At 64.5% G+C, this 7,549-nt stretch carries 7 protein-coding genes and 1 pseudogene; 5 read left to right on the forward strand and 3 right to left on the reverse strand.

The features are described 5' to 3' along the window. Positions 1–298: pseudogene (locus tag L979_RS11035) on the forward strand (excinuclease ABC subunit UvrA); the annotation flags it as partial. A gap of 42 nt (positions 299–340) precedes the next feature. Here L979_RS11035 and L979_RS11040 read toward each other — a convergent pair. Continuing rightward, positions 341–712 (reverse strand): helix-turn-helix transcriptional regulator, encoded by a 372-nt coding sequence (locus L979_RS11040; RefSeq protein WP_081994358.1) that lies wholly within the window; start codon positions 710–712, stop codon positions 341–343. A gap of 206 nt (positions 713–918) precedes the next feature. On the opposite strand from L979_RS11040, the gene L979_RS11045 reads away from it, so the two are divergent. From L979_RS11045 to L979_RS11055, 3 genes are all read left to right on the forward strand, one after another. Beyond that, the gene (locus L979_RS11045; RefSeq protein ID WP_047692267.1) at positions 919–1,254 is read left to right on the forward strand and encodes a rhodanese-like domain-containing protein; all 336 of its coding nucleotides are present in this window, start codon (positions 919–921) and stop codon (positions 1,252–1,254) included. A 13-nt stretch (positions 1,255–1,267) separates the two neighbouring features. After that, positions 1,268–2,191, forward strand: a complete 924-nt coding sequence (gene pheA / locus L979_RS11050; RefSeq protein ID WP_047692268.1) for a prephenate dehydratase — start codon at positions 1,268–1,270, stop codon at positions 2,189–2,191. A gap of 109 nt (positions 2,192–2,300) precedes the next feature. Beyond that, complete coding sequence (locus L979_RS11055) at positions 2,301–3,701, forward strand: GntP family permease (RefSeq protein ID WP_047692269.1); 1,401 nt, start codon at positions 2,301–2,303, stop codon at positions 3,699–3,701. A 114-nt stretch (positions 3,702–3,815) separates the two neighbouring features. Here L979_RS11055 and L979_RS11060 read toward each other — a convergent pair whose 3' ends face one another. Beyond that, the gene (locus L979_RS11060) at positions 3,816–4,775 is read right to left on the reverse strand and encodes a diacylglycerol kinase family protein (RefSeq protein ID WP_047692270.1); all 960 of its coding nucleotides are present in this window, start codon (positions 4,773–4,775) and stop codon (positions 3,816–3,818) included. A 156-nt stretch (positions 4,776–4,931) separates the two neighbouring features. On the opposite strand from L979_RS11060, the gene serS reads away from it, so the two are divergent. Beyond that, positions 4,932–6,239 carry a serine--tRNA ligase gene (gene serS, locus L979_RS11065; RefSeq protein ID WP_047692273.1) on the forward strand — a complete coding sequence of 436 codons (1,308 nt, stop codon included), beginning with the start codon at positions 4,932–4,934 and terminating at the stop codon, positions 6,237–6,239. A 118-nt stretch (positions 6,240–6,357) separates the two neighbouring features. On the opposite strand, the gene L979_RS11070 is transcribed toward serS, so the two are convergent. Beyond that, positions 6,358–7,353 carry a hypothetical protein gene (locus tag L979_RS11070; RefSeq protein WP_156125557.1) on the reverse strand — a complete coding sequence of 332 codons (996 nt, stop codon included), beginning with the start codon at positions 7,351–7,353 and terminating at the stop codon, positions 6,358–6,360. Positions 7,354–7,549: the final 196 nt, after the last annotated feature.

Below are 7,549 nucleotides of genomic sequence, written 5' to 3' on the forward strand. Positions count from 1 at the left end.
CACCAACATGGCGGAATCCGGCGGCATCTACGTGCTGGACGAGCCCACCACCGGCCTGCACCTGGCGGATGTCCAGCAGTTGTTGGCGCTGTTGGACAAGTTGGTGGACTTGGGCAAATCGGTGATCGTGATCGAACACCACCAGGCGGTCATGGCACATGCGGACTCGATCATCGACTTGGGCCCGGGGGCCGGTAGCGACGGCGGACGGGTGGTATTCCAGGGCACCCCGGCTCAGCTGGTGGACTCCGCTGAAACCCTCACCGGTCAACACTTGGCGGAATACGTCAACGCCTGACGGGTTTAGTTCCTGACCCCACGGTGGGGGTGCTGGTGGGGGTCAGGTGAGTGGGGCGTCGTCGTTGTGCTCTGCGGAGTCTGCGGGGTCGGTCGATCCGGGAACGGTGGAGTCGGAGTGTTCCTGGGTGTGCTGGAAGGCGTCCAGGAACAGGTGGGTGACGTGCTGATCCGTGAGTTCGTAGCGGTGCTGCCGACCGTGACGGACTGCGCAGACCAAGTGCGCCTGCCGCAGGACCTTCAAGTGTTGGGAGACCAACGGTTGGGCCACGCCCAGGTGCTCCACCAGCTCAGCCACAAAACACGGGGAGACCGTCAGCCGGTGGACGATTGCCGAGCGCGCCGGATTGGCCAGGGCGGAGAAGATCAACGACACCTGGGTGTACGGGCTCAGGTGCGCGTTGTTCTCGATCATGGTCGGCTCCTCACGGGGACTGGTCACCAGACTAAGCGCCAACGTGCGGTGTTCGTGGTCACTGCGGGTGCGCTGCCGTGCGTACCCTGGGGGTCAACACAACAGACCGCCTGAACTCTAGTGGCCCAAACCGCCCGCGCAGCCATGGTGCGGGCACCGGCCGTGTATGAACAGTTCCTACCCATGAGCATCAACGAGGAGAGACCGTGGACAACGTCAACAACCTGCCCAACACCTCCGTGGAGGACATCCCCGCCGACGCCAAGATCCTGGACGTGCGGGAGGACTTTGAATGGGAAGCCGGCCACATTGACGGGGCCCAGCACATTCCCCTGGGCCAGCTCTCCGAGCGCTACGGGGAGGTGCCCGTGGATGAGGACGTCTACGTGATCTGCCGCTCCGGTGGACGGTCCCTGCAGGCCACAGCCTTCCTGGCCAACACCGGATTCGACCCGATCAACGTTCTGGGCGGCATGGGTGCATGGGCTGATGCTGACAAGCCCATGGTCTCGGAGACCGACGCCGAACCCACCGTGAAGTGACGGCCCACCACCCATGACGATCGCCTACCTGGGTCCCTCCGGGACCTTCACCCAGGCCGCTCTGCTGCAGATCGATCCCCACGGAACGGACCACCTTCCTGTCAGCTCTGTCCCGGCGGCGTTGGCGGCCCTGCGTGAGGGTCGTGCTAGATCCGCCGTGGTGCCCATTGAGAATTCCGTGGAAGGGGGAGTCTCCGCCACGCTGGATGCCGTGGCTGCAGGTCCGGAAGTGCGAATCCTGGCGGAAATGCTGGTACCCATCCGCTTCAACCTGGTGGCCCGTGAACCCAAGCCGCTGGGGGAGGTTCGCGCGGTCTCGACCCATTCCCACGCTTGGGCGCAGGTGCGTCAGTGGACCGAGGAAAACATTCCGCAAGCGGAATACATTCCAGCGTCCTCCACCGCAGCAGGTGCCTTGGCGTTGAGTGGTTCCGGGACAGTTGGGCATGACGCCGCCATCTGTGCACCCACCATCAGCGCGGCTCACCCCGAACTGGCGGTACTGGCCGAGAACATCGGGGACAACCCGCAGGCCGTGACCCGCTTTGTGCATCTGGGTTCCGCGGATGCCCCGTTGCCGGAACGCACCGGGGCGGACCGCACCACGCTGGTGATTCCTTTGTGGGCGGACCGTGCCGGTGCGCTGATGGAAATCCTGGAGCAGTTCTCCACGCGCGGAGTCAACCTTAGCCGCATTGAATCTCGTCCCACGGGCAACTACTTGGGGGACTACTTCTTCAGCGTGGACATCGACGGCCACATCCAGGACGAACGCGTGGCTGAGGCCCTGGTGGGACTGCGCCGGATCTGTCCCACCACCCGGTTCTTGGGCTCTTACGCCCGGGCGGACCGCAAGGCCGCCGTCGTTGCAGGGCATCACACGGACGGGGCCTTCACTCAGGCCCGCGAGTGGGTCTCCGCCCTGCGCACCCAGTAATCAGTAACCCCGCCCAGACCTCCGTCATGGCCCAGAATCTTGGGATTTTTGGGGCATGACGGAGGTCTCGGCGGGGCGCACATGACACCACAAGGAAGTGACGTCACCCATGGTTGAACAACTCGAAGGCTGGGAGCAGACCCTCACAGCCGGACCCCTCCTGGCCATTGCGGCCGCGGCCATCGCCGTGCTGCTGGTGCTGATCATCAAGTTCAAGGTCCACGCCTTTCTGGCGCTGATTGTGATCAGCGGTCTGACCGCAGTGGCCACCGGCATCCCCATGAATGCCGTGGTCCCCGTTCTGACCAGCGGATTCGGCAACACCCTGGCCAGCGTGGCGCTTCTGGTCGGCCTGGGTGCCATGCTGGGGCGCCTGCTGGAAACCTCCGGTGGCGCTCAAGTCCTGGCGGACAAGCTGATCGGCGTGTTCGGGGAAAAGCGCGCGGCACTGGCCTTGGGCGTCGCCTCCCTGCTCTTCGGGTTCCCCATTTTCTTCGACGCCGGCCTGGTGGTCATGCTGCCGGTGGTCTTCTCCGTGGCGCGCAGATTGGGCGGCTCCGTGCTGCTTTACGCGCTGCCGGCCGTGGGCGCGTTCTCCGCCATGCACATCTACCTGCCACCACACCCGGGCCCGGTGGCAGCGTCGGCGTTCTTTGAAGCCAACGTGGGTGTGGTCCTCCTGCTGGGCCTGGTGGTGGCCATCCCCGCCTGGTACCTGAGCTCCTACCTGTTCGGCCTCTACATGGGCAAGCGCATCAACCTGCCCGTGCCCGCCATCCTGGGCAAGGCCGAGGACGTTCAGAACCCGCCCAAGACCACCACCGTGGTGCTCATCCTGCTGTTGCCTCTGGTGCTGATCTTCCTGAACACCGGGCTGTCCACGCTGCTGAACTCGGGCACCCTGCCGGAATCGGTGGGGGATGACCTCTGGTACCAGTCCCTGGTGGCCATCGGCCAGACCCCGGTTGCGCTGACCATCACCTTGATCGTGGCCGCACTGTTGATCGGCACGGCGCGTGGGGTCAGCGGCTCAGCCATTGAGAAGACCTTTGAATCCGCACTCGGCCCCGTCTGCTCGGTCATCCTGATCACCGGTGCCGGCGGCATGTTCGGTGGCGTGCTGCGGGCCTCTGGCATCGGTGACGCGCTGGCGGACGTCCTCTCCGACCTCGGCGTTCCGGTGATCGTGGCCGGCTTCCTGATCTCCTTGATCCTGCGTGTGGCACAGGGCTCGGCAACCGTTGCATTGACGACGGCGGCCGGTCTGGTGGCTCCTGCCATCCTCGCCGGTGGTTACAACGAGGTCCAGGTGGCTGCACTGGTGTTGGCTGTGGCCGCAGGTTCGGTTGCCCTGTCTCACGTCAACGACTCCGGCTTCTGGCTGGTGGGCCGCCTGCTGGAGATGGACGTCAAGACCACGTTCAAGACCTGGACCGTGCTGGAGACCATCATCGGTGTGGTGGGCTTTGCCCTCTCAGCCGTGATCTTTGCGCTGGCCGGAGCCTTCTGAGGCTGCCGTGAGACCGGCTTCTTGAACCAAGGCCGGTGGTTGGGTTCCGTGACCTCCTTCGCTGGACGGTCTGCGGAACCCCACCACCGGCCTTGGGCGTGTGGAGGGCTGGTGTCAGCCGATGACGTCGTGGACGTCGTCGCCCTGGGACGGCGGGACCCGTAGGGACAGCGCCTCCGGCATGATCTCTGCTTCGAAAGAGGTGATGCGGCCCAAGCCGTCGCCGTCGATCTGGGACTCCGTGGGCTTGTGGAACTCAGCGCGGACCTTCTTGCACATGAAATGGTCCATGGACGGAAGATCATGCTGGTGCTTGAAAATGATCTTGCTGGTCAACGTCACCCAACCCAGGGGTCCACGCGGGGCAATGACCACCACATCCATGCGCCCGTCATTGAGCTTGGCACCGGGCACCAACACCAGTCCGCCGGTCAGTACGCCGCAGTTGGCAGCCATGATGGAGCGCAGGCGTTTGGTTTGCCACGGGCCGTCGTCGATGCTGAATCGCGTCCACACGGGGTCCACGGCAAGACGGCGCATACCGGCCTCCGTGTAGGCCATCCAGCCGATCTGGCGCTTGAGTTCGTCGCGGGTGTTGGACATGATCTCGGCATCGAATCCGGCGCCGCCCATCACGCACAGGGAATGTTTGAACTTCTCGCCGCGCATGTTCTCCGTGGCAAAGGAAACCATGTCGATCTGGCGCTGGTCACCGAACAAGGCAATGTCCACCGAATGGTGAACGTCATCCAGATGCGCACCGAGGTTGCGGGCCAACAGGTTGCCGGTGCCCAGCGGAATCACGCCCAGCGGGGTGCCGGAATTGGCCATCACCTCGGCCACGGTGCGCACCGTTCCGTCACCGCCGGCCGCCAGCACCACGTCAACGTTGTCCGCCAAGGCGGCCTGCGCCATGGACGTACCTGGGTCATCCACAGTGGTCTCGTAGAACACGGGATCCGCCCATCCGGCCTTGCGGCAGGACACAACAATGGTGTCCCGGGCGGAATCGGCGTCGTACTTGGACGGGTTGATGACCACTGCCACGCGCTGGGGGGAGGGCTGTGAAGCCACGGGATACTCCTTGTAACGGTGCCACGGCACCACAAAATGAGCCTGCTGGTTACTTGGCACCCACGCTACAGGCACGGTGTGGGCACAAAGACCACGGCGGGTGTCCGGTCGGGCCCATGATGCCTTGAACCGGCAATACTCCGATACCCTGGCATGGTGATCGACATCAATCTTCTTCGTGAGCACCCTGACCAGTTCCGCGCCTCACAGACCGCCCGAGGCCTCTCCCCGGAGAGCGTGGACCAAGTTCTGGAAGCTGATTCCGCCAGGCGTTCCGCCATCACGGAGTACGAGAACCTCCGTGCCGAACAGAAGGTGTTCGGCAAGACGGTCGCCCAGGCTCAGGGCGAGGAGAAGCAGGCGCTGCTGGCCGAGGTCAAGGATCTGGCCGCCCGCGTCAAGGATGCTGACACCCGCGCCAGCGCTGCTCAGGAGCGCATTGACGACCTCCTGAAGGCCATGCCCAACCTGATCATCGACGGCGTGCCCACCGGTGGCGAGGACGACTTCACTGTGCTCAAGCACGTGGGCACCCCACGCGACTTCCAGGCCGAGGGCTTTGAACCTCGCGACCACCTGGCCATTGGTGAGCTGGTGGACGGCATTGACATGGAGCGCGGCGCCAAGGTGGGCGGCTCCCGGTTCTACTTCCTCAAGCGAGACATCGCCCGACTGGAAACCGCCCTGCTGCGCATGGGCCAGGACCTGGCGGTGGACAACAACTTCATCAGCCTGACCACCCCCACCCTGGTGCGCCCGGAGATTATGGCGGGCACGGGATTCGACGTCGAACACGATGCTGAGATCTACCGGCTGGAGAAGGACGACCTCTACCTGGTGGGCACCTCTGAGGTGGCCATTGCCGGCTACCACGCGGACGAGATCCTGAACCTCTCCGACGGTCCGCTGCGCTACGCCGGATGGTCCTCCTGCTACCGCCGTGAAGCAGGCTCGGCGGGCAAGGACACCCGCGGCATCATCCGCGTGCACCAGTTCAACAAGCTGGAAATGTTTGTGTACTGCCCGGTGGAAGAGGCTGAGGCGGAGCACGCCCGCCTGCTGGAGTGGGAGGAGCAGATGCTCCAGGCCTGCGGTCTGGCCTACCGCGTGATCGACACCGCCGCCGGTGACCTGGGCACCTCCGCAGCCCGCAAGTTCGACTGTGAGGCCTGGATCCCCACCCAGGGCCGCTACCGCGAGCTGACCTCCACCTCCAACTGCACCACCTACCAGGCCCGCCGCCTCAACATCCGTGAGCGTCAGGCAGACACCACGGTGGACGGCAAGGTCAAGAAGGGTGGCACCCGCGCGGTGGCAACACTGAACGGCACGCTGGCCACCACGCGCTGGTTGGTGGCCATCCTGGAAACCCACCAGCAGGCCGATGGATCCGTGATCATCCCGGAGGCACTGCGCCCTTACATGCGCAATCAGGAGCGCATTGAGGTGGTCAACGCCGCCTGAGGTGGTTTGACTGGTCGAAATCCCCGTTCGTCGCGTTGGGTGGTCAATTTCCTGGCCCATCAGCGCTGATGAGCGGGGATTTTGACCACTCACAGGCAGGCTTGAGGATTTTGACCATTCAACGCCGGGAGCTGGCCACACGCTGCTTCATTGCCTCCCTCACCAGGTTCACAATGCGTGGCTCACCACCGGGGTACGGCGGAACCAGGTCCGCGGCAGTCACGCGGATCTCAATCCAGCCGGCAGCTTCCGTGATGCGTTGACGCTTGATGTCTCTGGTGCGCTGGCCCTGTTGGTCATGGTGGGGTCCTTCCACCTGAATCGCGATCTTCCACTGCTCATGGGCCAGGCCCGGGTTGGCGGATCCCATTCCGGGTACCCGGATTTCCCGGTCCGTGACAAACCCCGCCAACCCCGCGTGTTCCAAGGCCAGCCGAGCGTGGGTCTCCAAGGCGGAGTCCACGCCCGCCGCACATCGGCTCAGATTTCGCCGCACCCGAGCCACTCCACGACGACGCCCCATCCGTACCAGATCCGCCTCCACCTCGGCCAAGGCCCGCGGAGGAGGTTTTCCCGCGTGGATACCCGTCTGGTGGAAGCTGATCAAGCCGTCCAGCACGGCAACCAATGCGTCATCGGTGATCAGGTTGGTGCCACTGTGTGGGTCTTTCATTCCCGCCAGGTCGACGACGGTCCGCGGGGGCCCCACCACCCTGACGTCTCCTGAGCTCCAGCGATCCTGCGGATCCAGCTGTGCCACGTGCCCTGTCACCCCGGCGAACCGCGGGGCACGCCCGGCAACCCACCGGGTGAGGTGAATCGGTGTGCTCTTGCGCAACCATCCAGGTAGCCGCAGACCCAGGAGCAGGGCGGATGTCAGGTGGTTGGCAGCCGTGGTGGGCAGAGACGACAGCAGCGGTGGCAGAACATCCAGCAACCGTGCCACCGGGTCCTGATGCACTGAATGATGCACCGAGCGCCACACCCCGGTCATCACGGACTCATACCCAGGGCCAAAGAGCTGGTGGCCGGTCAACCCTGTGCGGGTGGCATCACGCAGGCTGAAACACCTGTCCCTCAGTTCGGGTGGTGGGACATGTTGTGGAGTGGGCATGTGACCAGTAGAGCCTCATGGTTCTGAGCACAACACGGCCACGTCCGCCAGATGTGGACAGCCTCCAGCGTGGCCAGGGGGCGTCGTCGTCTGTGGAGGCGTGGTGCCCAATGGTTTGCAGCGGCCACTCACGGTCGCGACCCGTACTCAGTTCAGTGGTCAATTTCCTGGCCCATCAGCGCTGATGGGCCAGGAA

The organism is Kocuria sp. ZOR0020 (genome assembly GCF_000800955.1).
In the GTDB taxonomy this organism is placed as follows: domain Bacteria; phylum Actinomycetota; class Actinomycetes; order Actinomycetales; family Micrococcaceae; genus Kocuria; species Kocuria subflava.

Excerpts from the sequence above, each read along its gene's own strand:
- L979_RS11040 (WP_081994358.1), bottom strand. The coding sequence starts at position 712 with ATGATCGAGAACAACGCGCACCTGAGCCCGTACACCCAGGTGTCGTTG.
- pheA (WP_047692268.1), top strand. The coding sequence starts at position 1,268 with ATGACGATCGCCTACCTGGGTCCCTCCGGGACCTTCACCCAGGCCGCT.
- L979_RS11055 (WP_047692269.1), top strand. The coding sequence starts at position 2,301 with ATGGTTGAACAACTCGAAGGCTGGGAGCAGACCCTCACAGCCGGACCC.
- L979_RS11070 (WP_156125557.1), bottom strand. The coding sequence starts at position 7,353 with ATGCCCACTCCACAACATGTCCCACCACCCGAACTGAGGGACAGGTGT.